The organism is Mycobacterium sp. NPDC006124, from assembly GCF_040614235.1.
Classification (GTDB): Bacteria; Actinomycetota; Actinomycetes; order Mycobacteriales; family Mycobacteriaceae; genus Mycobacterium.
Genome location: NZ_JBEXUA010000004.1, coordinates 490733 through 509192, shown reverse-complemented (window position 1 = coordinate 509192; position 18460 = coordinate 490733). Strand labels below are relative to the sequence as shown.

The following is an 18460-nucleotide window of genomic DNA, read 5'->3' as shown; positions in this document are numbered from 1 at the left end:
CACATTTGCACCCCGCGTGCACTCGCAACCACACACCGTCCACGAATCGGACAGACCACACCCCACCACCAAATAACACCAGTGGGGCACACAAATAGAGTTACGGCGGCAACAGCGGTAGGGAAACGCCCGGTCCCATCCCGAACCCGGAAGCTAAGCCTACCAGCGCCAATGATACTGCCCCATCGGGTGGAAAAGTAGGACACCGCCGAACACCCATTAACCTAAGGCCCCCAACTATGTTGGGGGCCTTAGGCATTTCAATGCCATCGTCGATTCAGGACGATGACTACGGATCAATCGAATAGCGTCGCAATTGGCGACAGTCGGTTGCGCTCCATTTCGAGCAATTGCTTCTTCTTGGGTAATCCGCCGCCATATCCGGTCAAGCTGCCATTCGCGCCGATGACGCGATGGCACGGCACGATGATGCCAATCGGATTGTGGCCATTCGCCAATCCCACCGCACGCGATGCCCCGGGTGATCCGATGTGACGCGCAATCTCGCCATAGGACCGTGTTTCGCCATAGGGAATGTCGAGGAGGGCGGCCCACACTCGGCGTTGAAACTCCGTGCCGACGAGGTCGAGATCCAGATCGAACTCGAGCAGGTCGCCGGCGAAGTACGCCGCCAGTTGATCGATGGCGTCCCCGAAGAGCGAGTCGTCGGGTTCCCAGCCGTCGCGACTGGGTTCGTGGGTCTGGTCGACCATCCTCAAATGCTGGAGTCGGCCACCGCGGCCGGCGAGCGTCAGCGGACCCACGGGGCTGTCCATCGTGCGGAAGTACACGGTCTCCATCATCTTTCCTTCGCTGTCGTCTTGGGTGGCCAATAGTTCACGTCGTGCTCGAGCGCGGTCCAAAGATGTTGCGTCGCATAGGCTCTCCATGGCCGCCAGCGACCGCTGCGTACCAACAAGGGCTTCGGATCGGCAGGCAGGCCGAGGGTCTTCGCCGCGGCGAGGACACCAAGATCGGTCACGGGGAACGCGTCGGGATCGCCGAGGCCGCGCATGGCGATCACCTCCGCGGTCCACGGGCCGATGCCGGGCAGTGACAGCAGCTGTTGGCGCGCCCTGTCCCAGTCACACCCCGGATCCAACGTGACGGAGCCGTCGGCGAGCGCACCGACCAGCGTCGTGAACGTGCGCTGTCGCGACTTCGGAAACTTGATGTGCGCCGGGTCGATGCTCGCGAGCTGCTCGACGCTGGGAAACACGTGGGTCAGCCCGCCCTTCGGATCGTCGACCGGTGTGCCGTAGGCCTGCGCGAGCCGTCCGGCATGGGTTCGCGTCGCCTTGACCGAGATCTGTTGGCCTATGACGACGCGCAGCGCCAGCTCCGTCTCGTCGACCGTGCGGGGTATGCGCTGTCCCGGCGCCTTCGCGATCAGTGCACTCAGGTCTGCATCGGCGCCGAGGGCGTCCACCACCGCCTCCGGGTCCGCATCCAGGTCGAGGAGTCTGCGGCACCTGGCGATCGCGCTCGACAGGTCGCGGAAGTCGTCCAGGACCAACTCGCACTGCACGTGATCGGGATGCGGCGTCAGGCTCGCGATCCCGTTGCCCGCGGTGAGGCGCAGAGTTCGACGGTACGCACCGTCGCGGACCTCCTCTACGCCGTGGGCGCCGCTGGCCGCGAGATGGCCGAACAGCCCCTCGTAGGCAAAGGGGGTCCGCACCGGCAGCCGCAGGCTCAGCACGCCGGAGCCCGTCGGCCGGCCGGGGCCGAACGTCGAGCTGGCGCGCTCACGAAGGGCAGTCGGGGTCAGGGCCGTCACCGACACCACCGTCTCGTTGAACTGGCGAATGCTGGAGAACCCGGCGGCGAAGGCGACGTCCCCGAACGGCAGATCGGTGGTCTCGATCAGGATCCGCGCGGTCTGGGTGCGCTGTGCGCGTGCCAGGGCAAGGGGATTGGCGCCCACCTCGGCCTGCATCAGCCGCTCGACCTGACGGGTCGTGTAGCCCAGTCGAGCTGCCAGCCCCGCGACGCCGTCGCGGTCGACCGTGCCGTCGGCGATCAACCGCATTGCCCGCGCCACCACGTCACCACGGACGTTCCACTCCGGCGAGCCCGGCGAGGCGTCGGGCCGGCAGCGCTTGCATGCGCGGAAACCCGCCCGTTGCGCCGCTGCTGCGGTCGGATGGAACCGGACGTTGTGGGCCAGCGGAGGCCGCACCGGACAGCTGGGACGGCAATAGATCCCCGTCGTGAGGACGGCCGTGACGAACCACCCGTCGAACCGTGCGTCCTTGGACTGAACGGCCCGGTAGCAGCGGTCGAAGTCGTCGTACATACCTAGACACTTACACGCTGGTGCCGACAGCACTGGCGGAAAACCGACATGTAAGTCGGGGTCGAAACGGGTAGAGATCAACCATGGCTCTCATCCCGCTGCCCTCCGCCACGATCGACGACGCCGACGTGGCGTGCGCGTTGAGCCGGGCGGTCCGTGTCATCAACCCCGTCGTCGACCTGTTGTCGCGGTCGGACCCGTTCGGTTTGAAGGATCGAAGCCACCGCGTCGGAGACTCCGCCGGTTCGGTCGACCGCGCGCTCGACGCGCTGTCGTGGGTGCTCAACACCGCCGACGTTCCGGGCACCCAGGCCTGGACGGAGATGGACCTCGACGACCGGATCGACTGGTGGGTCCACCGGGTTGGTGCCGTCGACACCGTCCTGGTGGCCTTTCCCGGGGTCTTCGGCGCCGTGGCCGACCGGTTGCCGCTGCAGGACGCGCTCGGCTTCGCCAGCCAGGCCATCGTGCTGTGCGCCGTCGCGCGGGAATGCGGCGTCGACGACTACGGGCAGCAGGTGCGGCTGCTGGCGTCGGTGATGTGCGGACGCGAGCTGCCCGCCGACGCCTACGACGACAGCGTCGCCGCAGAACCCGTGCCCGAGCCCGACTCCTCGCCGTTGGACGGTACGCCGCTGGCGCTCCTCAAGCCGCTCTGGCGGGTGGCGGGGCAGCTGCGCGCCATCGGCGGCGAACTCGGCAAGCGCTCTCGGCCGCGCCGCATCTTCCGGTATCTCGGGATGGTGCCGGCGGTGGGTGCGGTCGCCGACTATTTCGGCGAGTACGGGGCGCTGGTGCGCGCCGCCAAGGCGGGTCGCGCGTGGATCGCTCGGCAGTCGGGGTCGGTCAGCCGTGGATGACGGAGCAGGACGCGGTACCCGAGCCGTCCCCGGCTTCTAGGCCGGTACGGCCAGCCGCGTCGGCTGGTCGTAGCCACGCAGCGTCACCGAATCGCCCAACGTCCACCGGGCGGCTTCCTCGTCGCCGGCCCGGGCGACGGTGTCCGACGACGCGACGAGGTGCCCGTCGATGTCCTTGGACAGTTCACACAGCCTGGCGGCCTCGTTGACCGGCTCGCCGATCACGGTGTACTCGAACCGATCCTTGGCACCTACGTTGCCCGCCACCACCTGGCCCGCCGCCACCCCGATGCCCGCCTGACACTCCGGAACCTCCTCGCGCAGCCGCCGGGCCATCGCGCGGGCGGCGGCCAGCGCCTCCTCCTCGGCGTTCTCCAGTGCCACCGGCGCCCCGAAGACGGCCAGCACCGCGTCACCCTCGAACTTGTTGACCAGTCCGTGGTGCCGGTCCACCTCGTCGACGACGACGGCGAAGAACCGGTTGAGCAACTCGACCACCTCGACGGCGGGCCGGCTGGTCACCAGCTGCGTGGAACCGATGACGTCGACGAAGATCACGGCGGCGGGACGCTCCTCGCCACCGAGTTCGGGCTGCTGCTTCTCGGCCAGTTCGGCGACCTCGCGGCCGACGTGTTGGCCGAAGAGGGCGCGGACCCGCTCGCGTTCTCGCAGGCCGCCGACCATCGAGTTGAATCCCCGCTGCAGCTGGCCCAATTCGGTGCCGTCGAAGACCACCAGATTGGTCTTCAGGTCACCCTTCTCGACGCGGTTGAGCGCGGCGCGAACGACGCGCACCGGTGTCGCCGTCAGCCACGACAGGATCCACATCAGGATGAAGCCGAAGATCAGCGCGAACAACGCGAGAACCACGATGGCCCAGGCGAACTGGGTGGGTGTCTGATTCTTCAGCGTCAGGGCGAAGATGGCTGCGAGCAGAACGCCCAGCACGGGTACCCCCGAGCCCAGTGCCCAGACGACGATGATGCGTCCCATCACCCCTGGCGCGAAGCGACGCGGCGGAGGGCCGACCTCCAGCGCTTGCGCGGCCACCGGACGTAGGGCGAACTCGGTGAACAGATAACAGCTGGCCGAGACGACGATGCCGGGAAAGCTGATGCCCAAGAACCACTTCGGGATGAACTGGGTGTCGTGCACCCCGTACATGGTGGTGAGCATGACGGTGCCGACGCCCCAGAGGATCAACAGCACGCGCGTCAGACGCCACGGTGCGAAGAACGTGTTGCGCTGGTCGGCCTTGGTCGGTGGTCGCTCTTCGATGGCCCAGCGGACGTTCTTCATGACCCGGTAGGTGGCCCAGACCGTCCCGACGATCAGCGCACCGAAGAGGTACACCGGCACCGCGATGAACGTGATCCACCAGACATCCGAGGCGAAGACGTTGGGCGTTGGGAAGGCCACGGTGACGACGAGCGCCGTAACGCCGATGCCGATGATGTTCGCGACGATCACGAACGTCGTCAGGATGACCTGGATGCGGATACGGCGGCGGAACTGACTCTCCGAGACCCGCCCCAGGATCCACGAGCCGTACTCCGGGGTCCCCGCGACGTGACCGCTCTGGTTGGTCACCCGCTCGAGTACCCGGCCCAGGCGTTGCGCCGCGTTCTTCGTCTCCGTCATCGTGGCGTCAGCCTAGAGCCCCGCGCGCGGGCATCTATGGTGGTTCGGTGCGCCTCGTCATCGCCCAGTGCACCGTCGACTACGTCGGCCGTCTCACCGCCCACCTTCCCTCCGCACGGCGGCTGCTGCTGTTCAAGTCCGACGGGTCGGTCAGCGTTCATGCCGACGACCGTGCGTACAAGCCGCTGAACTGGATGAGCCCGCCGTGCTGGCTGGTCGAGGAGAACGGCGGCGACAGTCCCGTCTGGGTGGTGGAGAACAAGGCCGGCGAGCAACTGCGCATCACCGTCGAGGACGTCGAGCACGACTCCAGCCACGAATTGGGCGTGGATCCGGGTCTGGTCAAGGACGGCGTGGAGGCGCATCTGCAGAAGCTGCTGGCCGAGCACGTCGAGTTGCTGGGCGTCGGGTACACCCTGGTGCGCCGGGAGTACATGACGGCCATCGGTCCGGTCGACCTGATGTGCCGCGACGAGCTGGGCCGGTCGGTCGCCGTGGAGATCAAACGCCGCGGCGACATCGACGGCGTCGAACAGCTCACCCGGTACCTCACCCTGCTCAACCGGGACACGATGTTGGCCCCCGTCAGCGGCGTCTTCGCCGCCCAGCAGATCAAGCCGCAGGCGCGCACCCTCGCCGTCGACCGCGGAATACGTTGTGTGACCTTGGATTACGACCAGATGCGCGGACTCGACAGCAACGAGTTCAGGCTGTTCTGACACGAGAGGATGTGGGGATGGCCAAGCGCCGCAACCCACCCCGCAGGCCGTCGCCGTCCGTGCCCTTCGCCGCGATGCGCCGCGTCGAGGTCGGTCCGGACGGCTATGACTACGAGGTCAAGGCGATTGCCGCGTCGAGGGCCGCCAAGACCTATCGGTGTCCGGGCTGCGACCACGAGATCAAGCCCGGCGTGGCGCACGTGGTGGTGTGGCCCGCCGCGGCGGGGGAGTCCGCGGTCGACGACCGGCGACACTGGCACACGTCGTGCTGGGCCAACCGGGCGACCCGTGGACCGACGCGGACGTGGTCCTAGCGGTCAGTGGGCGTCGGCGGCAGGTTCGACGAGCTCGACGAGGACGCCACCGGAGTCCTTGGGGTGGATGAAGTTGATCCGCGAATTCGCGGTGCCGCGGCGGGGCGCGTCGTAGATCAGCCGGACGCCGTCGGCGCGCAACCGCTCGGAGAGCGCGTCGAGATCGCTGACGCGGTAGGCGAACTGCTGCAGGCCGGGCCCGCGCTTGTCGATGAACTTCGCGATGGTCGAAGTCTCGTCCAGCGGCGACATCAGCTGGACCTGGGTGCCGCCACTCGGCGCGCCCCGGACGGCCAGCATCGCCTCGCGGATGCCCTGGTCGTCGTTGACCTCTTCGTGCAGGACGATCATCCCGAGGTGGTCGTGATACCACTTGATCGCCACGTCGAGGTCGGGGACGGCGATGCCGACGTGGTCGACGGCCGTCACCAGTGCGCTGGCGAGGGCCGGACGTGCACCGACATGCTCCGTTGTCATTTAGCCACGGTAACCTTCAAGGGATTGATTGCGTAAGTGTGATAGGGCACACAGTCCTTGAATCGAAGCTCGTGGAGGTTGGACATGACGACGTCGGTGATCGTTGCTGGAGCGCGTACCCCGGTGGGCAAGCTGATGGGTTCGCTGAAGGACTTCTCGGGCAGTGACCTGGGCGGGATCGCGATCGCCGGGGCACTGGAGAAGGCCGGCGTGGACGCCTCGGCCGTCGAATACGTGATCATGGGTCAGGTGCTGACCGCCGGCGCGGGGCAGATGCCCGCGCGGCAGGCCGCGGTCGCCGGTGGCATCGGCTGGGACGTGCCGGCGCTGACGATCAACAAGATGTGCCTCTCGGGCATCGACGCGATCGCGCTGGCCGACCAGCTGATTCGCGCCGGTGAGTTCGACGTGGTGGTGGCCGGCGGCCAGGAGTCCATGACCAAGGCGCCGCACCTGTTGATGGACAGCCGCGCCGGTTACAAGTACGGCGACGTCACCGTGCTCGACCACATGGCTTACGACGGCTTGCACGACGTGTTCACCGACCAGCCCATGGGCGCCCTGACCGAGCAGCGCAACGACACCGACCAGTTCACCCGCGCGCAGCAGGACGAGGTGGCCGCCCGGTCGCACCAGCGGGCTGCCGCCGCGTGGAAGGACGGGGTGTACGCCGACGAGGTCGTGCCGGTGAAGATTCCGCAGCGCAAGGGCGACCCGATCGAGTTCACCGAGGACGAGGGCATTCGGGCGAACACCACCGCCGAATCGCTGGCCGGGCTCAAGCCCGCCTTCCGCAAGGACGGCACCATCACCGCCGGTTCGGCGTCGCAGATCTCCGACGGTGCCTGTGCGGTCGTGGTGATGAACAAGGCCAAGGCGCAGGAACTGGGCTTGACCTGGCTGTGCGAGATCGGGGCACACGGCGTGGTCGCCGGTCCCGATTCGACGTTGCAGAGCCAACCGGCCAACGCCATCAAGAAGGCGATCGCCAAGGAGGGCATCTCGGTCGACCAGCTCGACGTGGTCGAGATCAACGAGGCGTTCGCCGCGGTCGCCCTGGCCTCGACCCAGGAGCTGGGTTTGGACGCCGACAAGGTCAACGTCGACGGCGGAGCCATCGCCATCGGGCACCCGATCGGCATGTCCGGGGCGCGGATCACCCTGCACGCGGCCCTGGAGTTGGCGCGCAAGGGCTCTGGCTACGCGGTGGCCGCGCTGTGCGGCGCCGGCGGGCAGGGCGACGCCCTGATCCTGCGCCGACCCTGAGAACGAGCTCAGCGGACAACGACGTGGCGTAGTAGCCAGCGCGGCGCTCGGGCACAATGGCGATCATGAGTAGCACCGTCGACCGGCACCGCGTAGCCGGCTGGTTCCGGATCATCGCGTTCACCGAGGCCGTGACCTGGGTGGGCCTGCTGGCCGGCATGTACTTCAAGTACATCGGGTCGCCGCGTACCGAGATCGGCGTGAAGATCTTCGGCATGGCCCACGGCCTGGTGTTCATCGCCTTCGTGATCGCCGCGTTTCTGGTGGGACGGGCGTTCGCGTGGTCGGCAGGCACCTGGTTGCTGGCGTTGCTGGGCAGCATCGTGCCGCTGGGCAGTGTGATCTTCCTCATGTGGGCCGAGCGCACCGGCCGCACGGTCCCGCGCGGCGGACAGAAGCGACGCGACCTGGGACATGGGGCCGGCGCCGCCGCCACCGCTCCGCCGGCGGTCGAAACGACGTGACAAACTTGTCGACGTGACTCGTCCACGACCCTCCGTCGGCCCCGCCCTCGCGGGTGCGTTCGATCTCTCCGCGCTCAAGCAGCCCGCGCCATCGCGCGAGGCTCCCGCCGGAGCCGCGCCCGGTGGCGTCGACGTCACCGAGGCCAACCTCGAGACCGAGGTGCTGGCCCGGTCCAATCAGATTCCCGTCGTCGTCCTGCTCTGGACGCCGCGCAGCGACGCCAGTGTGCAGCTCGGTGAGGTGCTGGCGGCCCTGGCCAAGTCCGACGGCGGCTCGTGGGCCCTGGCCACGGTCAACGTCGACACCACGCCTCGGGTGGCTCAGGTGTTCGGCGTGCAGGCCGTCCCGACGGTGGTCGCCGTCGCCGGTGGGCAGCCGATCTCGAGCTTCGAGGGCGTGCAGCCCCCCGAGCAGCTACGCCGCTGGATCGACTCCCTGCTCAGCGCAACCGCCGGCAAACTCGACGGTGGGGAAGCGGGTGAGGCCGACGAGGTCGACCCCGAGTTGGAGCGGGCCCGCTCGCTGTGGGACTCCGCCGAGTTCGACGACGCGCTCGCCGCCTACCAAGCCATCCTCGACGCGCAACCCACCCACGCCGAGGCCAAGGACGCGTTGCGACAGATCGCCTTCCTGAAGCGGGCGACGGCCCAGCCGGCCGACGCCGTCGCCGCGGCCGACGCGGCCCCGACCGACGTCGAGGCGGCCTTCGCGGCTGCCGACGTCGAGGTGAGCCAGGATCAGGTCGTCGAGGCCTTCGAACGGCTCATCGCACTGGTACGGCGCACCGCCGGCGACGAGCGCACCTCGGTTCGCTCCCGGCTGGTGGAACTCTTCGAACTGTTTCCGCAGGACGACCCCAGGGTCATCGCGGGCCGACGCAACCTCGCCAACGCACTGTTCTGAGTTCCTACCGCCGTGGAGTGTGCTGAGAGATCGCGATTGCGGCGTGAATCGCGATCTCGCAGCACACTCGATGCGGGTGGGGAGTGGGGTGGGCCGGCGGGATCCGAGGCCTAGACCGGCTCGAACCAGAGAGCCGACAACGGCGGAATCACCATCTCCGCCGAGGCCGGTCGACCGTGCCACGGATCCGCGGTCGCCTCGACCGAGCCCATGTTGCCGGCTCCGGCGCCGTAGTAGATCGTCGCGTCGGTGTTGAGCACCTCGCGCCACGTTCCGGTGTGCGGCAAGCCGAGCCGATACGAGCTGTGTTCAGAGCCCGAGAAGTTGAACACGCACGCCAGCATCGAGCCGTCGTCGCCGAAGCGTAGGAAACTCAGCACGTTGTTGGCCGAGTCGTTGGCGTCGATCCACGAGTAGCCCTCGGGGCTGGAGTCCCGGGAGAACAGTGCGCGGCGGGTCTTGTAGATCTCGTTGGCATCGGCCACGAACTGCTTGATGCCACCGGAGAAGCCCTGCTCGCCGAGCTGGAACCAGTCGACGCCACGCTCCTCGGACCATTCGGCACGCTGCCCGAATTCCTGGCCCATGAACAGCAACTGCTTGCCGGGGTGGGCCCACTGGTAGGCCAACAGGCTGCGCACGCCGGCGGCCTTCATGTGGTCGTTGCCCGGCATGCGGCCCCACAGCGTGCCCTTGCCGTGCACGACCTCGTCATGGCTGATCGGAAGCACGAAGTTCTCGCTGAACGCATACAGCAGAGAGAACGTCAGCTCGTGGTGGTGAAAGCTGCGGTAGATCGGATCGCGCTGCATGAAGGCCAGCGTGTCGTTCATCCAGCCCATGTTCCACTTCATCGAGAAGCCAAGTCCGCCAAGGTTGGTCGGGCGCGTGACACCCGGCCACGACGTGGACTCCTCGGCGATCGTCACGATGCCGGGGGTGGCCTTGTGCACCGTTGCGTTCATCTCCTGCAGGAACTGCACGGCCTCGAGATTCTCCCGGCCGCCGTAGACGTTCGGCGTCCAGCCGCCCTCGGGCCGCGAGTAGTCGAGGTAGAGCATCGACGCCACGGCGTCCACCCGCAGCCCGTCGATGTGGTACTCCTGCAACCAGTAGAGCGCGTTGGCCACCAGGAAGTTGCGCACCTCGGCCCGGCCGAAGTCGAAGACGTAGGTGCCCCAGTCGAGCTGCTCGCCGCGGCGGGGGTCGGAGTGCTCGTAGAGCGCCGTTCCGTCGAAGCGGCCCAATGCCCAGGCGTCCTTTGGGAAGTGGGCGGGCACCCAGTCGACGATCACGCCGATGCCGGCCTGGTGCAGCCGGTCGACCAGGAAGCGGAAGTCGTCGGGAGATCCCAGCCGCGACGTCGGCGCGTAGTAGGACGTGACCTGATAGCCCCACGAACCGCCGAACGGATGCTCCGCGACCGGCAACAACTCCACGTGGGTGAAGCCCTGCTCGACGACGTACTCGGTGAGCTGGTCGGCGAGTTCCCGGTAGGTCAGGCCCGGCCGCCACGACATCAGGTGCACCTCGAGGGTGCTCATCGGTTCGAAGACGGGATTCTTGATGGCGCGATCGGCCATCCACGCGTCGTCGGCCCACGTGTACTCGCTCTTGGTCACCCGCGAGGCACGCTTGGGCGGCACCTCGGTGGCGAAGGCCATCGGGTCGGCGCGTTCGGTGGTCACGCCGTCGGCGCCGTGGACGCGGAACTTGTACAGCCCGTCGGCGGGGAAGTCCGGCCAGAACAGTTCCCACACCCCGGACGATCCCAGCGTCCGCATCGGGGCGTCATTGCCGCCCCAGTGGTTGAAGTCGCCGATCAGGCTGACGCCCTTGGCGTTTGGAGCCCACACGGCGAAGGACACGCCGGTGACGGGCCCGTCGGCGGTGCTGTAGGTCCGCGGGTGGGCGCCGAGGGCCTCCCACAACCGTTCGTGACGCCCCTCGGAGAACAGGTGCATGTCGATCTCGCCGAGGGTCGGCAGGAAGCGATAGGGGTCGGCCGTGGTGTGGACGTGCGGGTCGCCGTCGCCGTTGGGGTAACTGACCTCGAGGCGGTAGTCGATCAGCCCGGTGAACGGGAGCACCACCGCGAAGAGGGCGTCCTCGACGTGGGTGAAGGGGTGGCGCTCCTTGCCGATGAGCGCGACGACCTCGAGCGCGTTGGGCCGCAAGACCCGGATGACGGTGTGGTCATCGTATTCGTGGGCGCCCAGGATCGAGTGCGGGTCGTGGTGGGTGCCCCACAGCAGACGCGACAGCTCCGTCGGATCCGGTCGCACGTTCTTGGTGGTGACGTCGTTGGTGCTGGTCATGTGAATCAATCCCTCCGCAGCAGCTCGAGCCGCTTGTCGGTCGGTATGTACGGCATGTTCAGGATGTGTGCGACGGCCCGTCCCGGTTCGATGCGGACGTAATTGGCTTGGCCCCACTGGTATTCGTCACCGGTGATCTCATCGCGCACCCAGAAGCGGTCGTGGACCGACATACCCAGCGCGGCCATGTCCAGCCGCAGGGTGGCCTCCTCGGGACCGAACGCGTTGAGTGTCACCACGACCAGGACGCAGTCGCCGCTGACGGGGTCGAACTTGCTGTAGGCCAGCAGCGCGTCGTTGTCGATCTCGTGGAACGTGATGGTGCGCAGTTCGGCGAGCGCGGGGTGCAGCTTTCGGACTTCGTTGAGCCTGGTGAGGAAGGGCTCCAGCGAATTGCCCGCTGCCAGAGCGCCGTCGAAGTCCCGTGGGCGCAACTCGTACTTCTCCGAATCGAGGTATTCCTCGCTGCCCTCGCGGACGGCCCGGCCCTCGAACAACTCGTAGCCGGAGTAGACGCCCCACGTCGGGCTCATCGTCGCGGCCATCACCGCCCGGATGGCGAACATGCCCGGCCCGCCGTACTGCAGGATCTCGTGCAGGATGTCCGGAGTGTTCACCCACAGGCTCTGACGGGCGTAGTCGGCATGTTCGGCGATCTGTTCGCCGAACTCGGTCAACTCCCACTTGGCCGTGCGCCAGGTGAAGTACGTGTAGGACTGCGTGTAGCCGAGCTTGGCCAGCCCGAACAGCCGCGCGGGCCGGGTGAAGGCCTCGGCCAGGAACAGCACGTCCGGGTCGTCGTTCTTCACCTCGCCGATCAGCCAAGCCCAGAAGTTCGGCGGCTTGGTGTGCGGGTTGTCGACCCGAAACACCTTGACGCCGTGGGAGATCCAGAACCGCACCACGCGCAGCACCTCGGCGTAGATGCCAGCGGGGTCGTTGTCGAAGTTGATCGGATAGATGTCCTGGTACTTCTTGGGCGGGTTCTCGGCGTAGGCGATCGTGCCGTCGGGCAGCACCGTGAACCACTCGGGATGGTCCTTGGCCCACGGATGGTCCGGCGCACACTGCAGCGCCAAGTCCAGCGCCACCTCCAGACCCTGGTTGCGCGCCTCGGCCACGAAGTCGTCGAAGTCGTCGATGGTGCCGAGGTCGGGATGCACCGCGTCGTGCCCGCCCTCGTCGCTGCCGATGGCCCACGGCGAACCGACGTCGTCCGGAGCCGCGGTCACGCTGTTGTTGCGGCCCTTGCGATGCACCTTGCCGATCGGGTGGATCGGCGGAAGGTAGACGATGTCGAAGCCCATCCGGGCGATCCGGGGCAGCGTCTTGCTCGCGGTCGCGAACGTGCCGTGCACGGGCCTGCCGTCGCCGTCCCAGCCACCCGTCGACCGGGGGAAGATCTCGTACCAGGCGCTGAAGCGAGCCAGGGGGCGGTCCACCCAGATGCCGTACTGCTCGCCACGGGTGACGAGCTCGCGCAGCGGATACTCGTGCAACAGGGCCGTGACCGCAGGCGCCAGCGCCGCACCTGCCCTGGTGAAGGGGTCGCCGGGGGTGCGCAGGCTCTGCGCGGCCTCCATCAGGGGGTAACGGTCCTGACGGGGGACACCGGTCGAGGCGCGTTCGAACAACTGCGCCCCGATGAGCAGGTCGTTGTCCAACTCCGCTTCGCCCTGGCCGGCGTTCAGCTTCGCCGTGACGTTCTTGCGCCAAGTGGCGATCGGGTCACCCCAGCCGTCCACCCGGTAGGTCCACAGTCCGATTGCGTCGGGGATGAACTGGCCGTGATAGGTGTCGGGTTCACCGCCGGGTTCCATCGGAAGTCGCTGCGGCTTGATGCGCTGAGAGACGCCGACGACCTCCTCGATCGGCACGGCCTCCACGTGCGGGGTCGCCAGACCCTGGGGGGCGGCGGCGAGCGGCGGGTAGGCCGTGCCGTGGTAACGCACCACGAGTGTCGCCGACACCGCGTCGTGGCCCTCGCGCCACACCACCGCCTTGACCGGCATCACCTCGCCGACCACGGCCTTGGCCGGATATCGGCCGTTGGAAACTACCGGTGCGACGTCGTCGATCTCGATTCGACCGGCCACCACTGCTCCTCACGCCCGCGGTCGAACCGCAGGCTGTCATGTGCTCGATTACCTTGTCGCGCTCTATACCCACCGTAGTGTCCGACTGAACCCCGTGGGCCGGATGCGCCGATCGACGTGACCTTGAATACCGGACGCAGTGGGTAGGGTGAATCCGCGTGAAGGCACTCCGTAGATTCACCGTTCGCGCCCATCTCCCGGAACGTCTCACGGCGCTCGAGCGCTTGTCGGTCAACCTGCGCTGGTCGTGGGACAGGCCGACGCAAGAACTGTTCGCCACAATCGATTCCACGCTGTGGGAGCAGTTCGGTCAGGACCCGGTGGCGGTGCTCGGTGGCGTCAGCCCGGGGCGGCTCGACGAACTCGCCGACGACGAGGGCTTCCTGTCCCGGCTCGACCACTTGGCCGCCGAACTGGACACCTATTCGACCCGTCCGATGTGGTACCAGGAGCGCACCGCGGCCGGGGTGGCGCTGCCGACCGGCATCGCCTACTTCTCCATGGAATTCGGCGTCGCAGAGGTGTTGCCGAACTACTCCGGCGGACTGGGCATCCTGGCCGGTGACCACCTCAAGTCGGCCTCCGACCTGGGGCTGCCGCTGATCGCGGTGGGGTTGTACTACCGGTCGGGGTACTTCCGCCAGTCCCTGACCGCCGACGGGTGGCAGCGCGAGGACTATCCGTCGCTGGACCCACAGGGTCTGCCGTTGCGCCTGCTCACCGACGCAGCCGGTCGACCGGTCCTGGTGAGCCTGGCCCTGCCCGGGGGCGCCGAGCTCAACGCCCGGGTCTGGGTTGCGCAGGTGGGCCGAATTCCCCTGCTGCTGTTGGATTCCGACGTTCCCGAGAACGAGCACGAGCTGCGTTCGGTCACCGATCGACTCTACGGCGGTGACCAAGAACACCGCATCAGGCAAGAACTGCTGGCGGGCATCGGCGGGGTGCGGGCGATCCGCGCGTTCACCGCCGTTGAGGGACTGCCGGAACCGCAGGTCTTCCACATGAACGAGGGCCACGCCGGATTCCTGGGCGTCGAGCGGATCCGGGAGCTGGTCACCGACGGCGAGCTCGACTTCGACACGGCGCTGGCCGTGGTGCGCTCCAGTACGGTGTTCACCACCCACACCCCGGTCCCCGCCGGCATCGACCGCTTCCCCGTGGAGATGGTGCGGCGCTACTTCGGCGCGTCGGAGGGCTGCGCGGAACTGACGCCCGGCGTGCCGCTGGAACGCATCGTCGCGTTCGGCGCCGAGGACGACCCGTCGAAGTTCAACATGGCCCACATGGGGCTGCGCCTGGCTCAGCGCGCCAACGGGGTGTCCCTGCTGCACGGCGACGTCAGCCGCGGCATGTTCAACGAACTGTGGCCGGGCTTCGACCAGGACGAGGTGCCGATCGGCTCGATCACCAACGGCGTGCACGCCCCGACCTGGGCGGCACCGCAATGGGTCGAGTTGGCCCGCGAGCTGATCGGCAGCGAGGACCTGAGCTCGCTGGAGGAAGCCGACACCTGGCAACGGCTGCAGCAGGTCGACACGGGTCACCTGTGGTGGATCCGCTCACAGCTGCGCGGTCTGCTGATCGACGACGTCCGCCGTCGGTTGCGCCGGTCGTGGCTGGAACGCGGCGTGTCCGAGGCCGAATTGGGTTGGATCGCAAGCGCGTTCGACCCCGGCGTGTTGACCGTCGGCTTCGCCCGACGGGTTCCGACCTACAAGCGGCTGACGTTGATGCTGCGCGACCCCGAACGGCTGGAGCGGCTGCTGCTCGACGACGAGCGACCGGTCCAACTGATCGTCGCCGGGAAGTCCCACCCCGCCGACGACGGCGGCAAGGCCCTGATCCAGGAGATCGTCCGGTTCGCCGATCGGCCCGAGGTACGCCACCGGATCGCCTTCCTGCCCGATTACGACATGTCGATGGCCCGCTTCCTCTACTGGGGATGCGACGTGTGGCTCAACAATCCCTTGCGACCGCTGGAGGCGTGCGGAACGTCCGGCATGAAGAGCGCCCTCAACGGCGGGCTCAACCTCTCGATTCGCGACGGCTGGTGGGACGAGTGGTACGACGGCGAGAACGGTTGGGAGATCGCGACCGCCAACGGCCTGGCCGACGAGTCGCGGCGGGACGACCTGGAGGCCGCGTCGCTCTACGAACTGCTGGAGAAGTCGGTGACCACCAAGTTCTACGAGCGCGACGAGCATGGCGTACCCCGGCGGTGGATGGAGATGGTGCGACACACGCTGCAGGTGCTCGGCCCGAAGGTGCTCGCCTCGCGCATGGTGCGCGACTACACCGAGAAGTACTACGCGCCGGCCGCCGAATCGCTGCACCGCACCATCGAACCCGTCGACGGCGTGCCGTTCGGTGCGGCGCGCGACCTCGCCGCGTTCTGCGAACGGGCCAGGAGCTGCTGGCCCGAGGTGCGCATCGGTGACGTGGACGCCTACGGGCTGCCCGACACGCCGCTGCTCGGTTCGCAGCTCACCTTGACCGCCACCGTGCACCTCGGCGGACTGCGGCCCGACGAGGTGGTGGTGCAGGCGGCGGTCGGCCGGGTCGACGCCGCCGACGAACTCGTCGACCCCGTCGTCGTGCCGATGGCCCACACCGGTCCCACCGACGGCGACGACGCGTTCTCCAGCACCGTGGCGCTGCCGCTGGCCGGCCGCGTCGGTTACACCGTGCGCGTGCTGCCGCATCACCGGTTGCTGGCCGCCGACGACGAGCTGGGCCTCGTCACCCTCGCATGAGCCGCATCTTCGAAGTCGCCGTCGACGGCGGGCCGTATGCGTTGGCCGCCGGTTCCGACGGCGCCATGTGGGTCACGCTGGTGCATCGCGGTGCCATCGCCCGGATCGGTGCGGGCGGAGACCTCGAGGTCTACCCGGTGGCCGAGGGCAGCAAGCCCTCGATCATCACCGCCGGACCCGACGGCGCGCTGTGGTTCACCCGTGCGGGCGACGACCGGATTGGTCGGATCTCCACCGACGGACACCTCGTGGACTACGAATTGCGCAGCGGCAGTGCGCCGTTCGGGATCACGACCGGACCCGACGGCGCGCTGTGGTTCACCGCCACCGGCACCGGTGTCGTCGGCCGGATCGACGTCGACGGCGCGATCAGCGAGGAGGCCGTTCCCGGCGGCATGCCCTCGGGAATCGTCACCGGAGGAGACAACGCACTCTGGTTCACGCTGAACCGGGCCAATGCCATCGGCCGCCTCGACCGTGGCGAGGTCACGTTGCGTACGGTGCCGACACCCAATGCCGGCCCGGTGGGCATCGCCCCGACCCACGACGACGCGGTGTGGTTCACCGCGGTGTTGGCCGACAAGGTGGGTCGCATTCCGCTCGACGAGGCGATGCAGGAGCTGGACCTGCCTGGCAAGCCGCACGCGGTGGTGGCCGATCCGTCGGGCGGGGTCTGGGTCAGCCTGTGGGGTGCCGACCAGCTCGCCCACGTCACCGCCGATGGAGAGGTCGACACGATCGATCTGCCCGCGGGCAGCGAGCCGCACGGGCTGGCCATCGGACCGGACGGCGCGCTGTGGGTGGCGCTGGAGGCGGGTTTCGTGATGCGCCTGCCGACGGTCTAGAGACCGGGTCAGTCGAAGCGCTTGAAGCACCGGTCCTGGTCACCGAGCACGCCCACCCGGAACGCGTCGATGCGGGAGAAGCCCGACGGCACCGAATCGCCGTTGACGTCGCTGGCTGCCAGGCCGTTGACGAGGATCCCCGAGACCGCCTCGTCGACGTCGCCGGCCGTGAGCTGGATCGTGTCGCCGGCGGGCGTCGCGATGCTGTCGGTCATCTTCACCGTGGCCACCCCGGTGAGGCACGCGGTGCGCAGCGCCGCCTTGGCATCGTCGAGGGCGACGCCGCCGCGCTCCTTTTGAATCGCCTGCATGAACCGCGACACCACCACCGAGTAGGCGGTGTTGTCGCCGGAGAGCGTCCCGCTGTCGTCGGCGCTCTGGGTGCCGAGTTCCTCGAGCGCCGGCAGGTCGACGGTGATGGTGTTGGTCGCCGGGCAGTACGAGGCCGGTCCACCGGAGCGGGCGTCGGGGCACGCCGACCCGTCGAAGGACAGCCTGGGCGGGTCCGTCGGGTCGAACGCGACGTTCATCGCGTCGACGATCGAGGTCACCGACTCCCGCGTGACCGGCAGCTCGCCGGTCTCGTCGTCGGGCAGCAACACGGGGAGGTCGCCCCGCCGCTGGGTGATCTCCTGAAGGTCGATCGCCTTGCATGCGTCCGCGCCGTCGGTGAAGCCGAACTGAAACGCCGACACGCGTTCGAACGCGGAGCCGTGTTCGTCGTCGCCGGCCTCCTCGTCGCTCTCGGTGAGCAGCGGGTCGCGGAACGCAATGGTCGCCGCGAGGAGGTTGTTGAGCCCGTCGCCGGTGCTGAGGGTGAAGCGCGTCGAGGACCCCTCGGCGACCGACCGCATGTACACCCCGGCAAGGCAATCGGCCTGCTGCTCGCCGACGATGGTCGGCGTCCCGTCGGACAACAGGCCGGCCTGATGGGCGACGGAGTGCCCGTACTCGTGGGCGAGCACCATCGTCACCGCCATGTCGCCGTTGGCATCTCGCAGCTGCGGCAGCAGCTCGCCGCGGTCCCAGCCGATGGTGTTCTGGTCCAGGCAGTAACCGGCGTTGACGAGCCCCACCACGCTGTCGCCACAGAAGTCGACGTCGTCGTAGGAGGTGGAATCCCAGGAGACGAGTTCGTCGACGGGGGTGAATTCGCCGTCGAACGTCGCGCCGTAGTGCGCCGTCCAGAACTCCTCGATGTCGCTGACCGCGCTGCCGGCGAGTTCGTCGATCCGGCCGCCGTCGGTGTTCTCGACCTCGCGCGAGGGCGGTTCGGCGTCGTCGCGCAAACCCGTCGGGCCGTCGACCGCAGGCATGCCCGCGACGCTGAACGGGTTCGCGAACACCGACACCGGCGTGCCCCGAAGCGTCGTCGTGCACGACGTGAGGACCAAGATGGCGGCGGCTGCGGTCATCAGGGTCACCAGGTGCGGTCGCGTCATCGACCTCGCCCCTTCTTCTCCGCCCGGCGCCGGATCGGCGCGCTGGTCCACGTGCAGGCCAG

Annotated in this window: 15 protein-coding genes and 1 rRNA gene; 9 read left to right on the top strand and 7 right to left on the bottom strand. The window is 68.2% G+C overall.

Annotated features, from left to right (window positions below):
* Positions 1 to 101 precede the first annotated feature (101 nt).
* Positions 102 to 214: ribosomal RNA gene (rrf, locus tag ABZ195_RS12045) — 5S ribosomal RNA — on the top strand.
* An 82-nt stretch (positions 215 to 296) separates the two neighbouring features.
* On the opposite strand, the gene ABZ195_RS12040 is transcribed toward rrf, so the two are convergent.
* Complete coding sequence (locus ABZ195_RS12040; RefSeq protein WP_355217896.1) at positions 297 to 800, bottom strand: methylated-DNA--[protein]-cysteine S-methyltransferase; 504 nt, start codon at positions 798 to 800, stop codon at positions 297 to 299.
* On the bottom strand, positions 800 to 2299 hold the full coding sequence (locus tag ABZ195_RS12035; protein WP_355217842.1) for a DNA-3-methyladenine glycosylase 2 family protein: 1500 nt from the start codon (positions 2297 to 2299) through the stop codon (positions 800 to 802). Before ABZ195_RS12035 ends, ABZ195_RS12040 begins: the two co-directional genes overlap by 1 nt.
* An 83-nt stretch (positions 2300 to 2382) precedes the next feature.
* Here ABZ195_RS12035 and ABZ195_RS12030 point away from each other — a divergent pair, with 83 nt between their 5' ends.
* On the top strand, positions 2383 to 3159 hold the full coding sequence (locus ABZ195_RS12030) for a hypothetical protein (protein WP_355217840.1): 777 nt from the start codon (positions 2383 to 2385) through the stop codon (positions 3157 to 3159).
* A 36-nt stretch (positions 3160 to 3195) separates the two neighbouring features.
* On the opposite strand, the gene ABZ195_RS12025 is transcribed toward ABZ195_RS12030, so the two are convergent.
* On the bottom strand, positions 3196 to 4800 hold the full coding sequence (locus ABZ195_RS12025) for an adenylate/guanylate cyclase domain-containing protein (RefSeq protein ID WP_355217838.1): 1605 nt from the start codon (positions 4798 to 4800) through the stop codon (positions 3196 to 3198).
* Positions 4801 to 4847: 47 nt separating this feature from the next.
* On the opposite strand from ABZ195_RS12025, the gene nucS reads away from it, so the two are divergent.
* Positions 4848 to 5519 (top strand): endonuclease NucS, encoded by a 672-nt coding sequence (nucS, locus tag ABZ195_RS12020; RefSeq protein WP_355217836.1) that lies wholly within the window; start codon positions 4848 to 4850, stop codon positions 5517 to 5519.
* A 17-nt stretch (positions 5520 to 5536) separates the two neighbouring features.
* Complete coding sequence (locus ABZ195_RS12015) at positions 5537 to 5833, top strand: hypothetical protein (RefSeq protein WP_355217834.1); 297 nt, start codon at positions 5537 to 5539, stop codon at positions 5831 to 5833.
* Positions 5834 to 5836: 3 nt separating this feature from the next.
* On the opposite strand, the gene mce is transcribed toward ABZ195_RS12015, so the two are convergent.
* Positions 5837 to 6310: a methylmalonyl-CoA epimerase gene (mce, locus tag ABZ195_RS12010; RefSeq protein WP_355217832.1), complete on the bottom strand. Its 474-nt coding sequence runs from the start codon at positions 6308 to 6310 to the stop codon at positions 5837 to 5839.
* An 84-nt stretch (positions 6311 to 6394) separates the two neighbouring features.
* Here mce and ABZ195_RS12005 point away from each other — a divergent pair, with 84 nt between their 5' ends.
* Genes ABZ195_RS12005 through ABZ195_RS11995 form a run of 3 tightly spaced genes read left to right on the top strand, consistent with a single transcriptional unit; the run spans position 6395 to position 8944 of the window.
* Positions 6395 to 7576 carry an acetyl-CoA C-acetyltransferase gene (locus ABZ195_RS12005; RefSeq protein ID WP_355217830.1) on the top strand — a complete coding sequence of 394 codons (1182 nt, stop codon included), beginning with the start codon at positions 6395 to 6397 and terminating at the stop codon, positions 7574 to 7576.
* 56 nt (positions 7577 to 7632) lie between these two features.
* Positions 7633 to 8040 (top strand): DUF3817 domain-containing protein, encoded by a 408-nt coding sequence (locus ABZ195_RS12000; RefSeq protein WP_355217828.1) that lies wholly within the window; start codon positions 7633 to 7635, stop codon positions 8038 to 8040.
* Positions 8041 to 8053: 13 nt separating this feature from the next.
* Positions 8054 to 8944 carry a tetratricopeptide repeat protein gene (locus tag ABZ195_RS11995; protein ID WP_355217826.1) on the top strand — a complete coding sequence of 297 codons (891 nt, stop codon included), beginning with the start codon at positions 8054 to 8056 and terminating at the stop codon, positions 8942 to 8944.
* Between the two features lie 110 nt (positions 8945 to 9054).
* Here the strand turns inward: ABZ195_RS11995 and glgB are convergent, their stop codons facing one another.
* Together glgB and ABZ195_RS11985 are read right to left on the bottom strand one after the other, a co-directional pair.
* The gene (gene glgB, locus ABZ195_RS11990; RefSeq protein WP_355217824.1) at positions 9055 to 11262 is read right to left on the bottom strand and encodes a 1,4-alpha-glucan branching protein GlgB; all 2208 of its coding nucleotides are present in this window, start codon (positions 11260 to 11262) and stop codon (positions 9055 to 9057) included.
* Positions 11263 to 11267: 5 nt separating this feature from the next.
* On the bottom strand, positions 11268 to 13358 hold the full coding sequence (locus ABZ195_RS11985; protein WP_355217822.1) for an alpha-1,4-glucan--maltose-1-phosphate maltosyltransferase: 2091 nt from the start codon (positions 13356 to 13358) through the stop codon (positions 11268 to 11270).
* Between the two features lie 158 nt (positions 13359 to 13516).
* Between ABZ195_RS11985 and glgP the strand changes: the two genes are divergently transcribed.
* A complete protein-coding gene (gene glgP, locus ABZ195_RS11980; RefSeq protein ID WP_355217821.1) occupies positions 13517 to 16111 on the top strand; it encodes an alpha-glucan family phosphorylase in 2595 nt (864 codons plus the stop codon).
* A complete protein-coding gene (locus ABZ195_RS11975) occupies positions 16108 to 16956 on the top strand; it encodes a virginiamycin B lyase (RefSeq protein ID WP_355217819.1) in 849 nt (282 codons plus the stop codon). The genes glgP and ABZ195_RS11975 overlap by 4 nt, the downstream gene beginning before the upstream one ends.
* A gap of 8 nt (positions 16957 to 16964) precedes the next feature.
* Here ABZ195_RS11975 and ABZ195_RS11970 read toward each other — a convergent pair whose 3' ends face one another.
* Positions 16965 to 18398 (bottom strand): neutral zinc metallopeptidase, encoded by a 1434-nt coding sequence (locus ABZ195_RS11970; RefSeq protein ID WP_355217817.1) that lies wholly within the window; start codon positions 18396 to 18398, stop codon positions 16965 to 16967.
* Between the last annotated feature and the right edge of the window lie 62 nt (positions 18399 to 18460).